General features: G+C 69.7%; 1 protein-coding gene. It reads right to left on the bottom strand.

All coding sequences use genetic code 11. From position 1 onward, the window contains the following. On the bottom strand, nt 1–264 hold a 264-nt coding region (locus RMT89_RS43650), incomplete at both ends, for a calcium-binding protein (RefSeq protein ID WP_399499028.1).

Genomic DNA, 264 nt, shown 5'->3' with positions numbered 1-264 from the left:
AGGGTGTTGGTGCCCGTGCCGCCGTCGATCGAGGTCTCGGCACCGCGATAGGTGACGCTGTCGTTGCCGCCGCCCGCGGCGATCACGTCGGCGCCACCGCCGCCATCGATCGTATCGTTGCCCGATCCGCCGGTGATGGTGTTGGCCGCCGTCGAGCCGGTGATCGACAGCGCCGTGGACAGCGCCGAGGCGTCCACGTTCTGGAAATTGCTGACGCTCGTTCCGTCGCCGCTGGTCTGGTCCGAGCCGGCCAGGTTGACCGCG

Origin of the sequence: Streptomyces sp. P17, assembly GCF_032436805.1 — a bacterium.
Taxonomy (GTDB): domain Bacteria; phylum Actinomycetota; class Actinomycetes; order Streptomycetales; family Streptomycetaceae; genus Streptomyces.
This window is presented reverse-complemented; position numbering and strand designations above follow the sequence as displayed.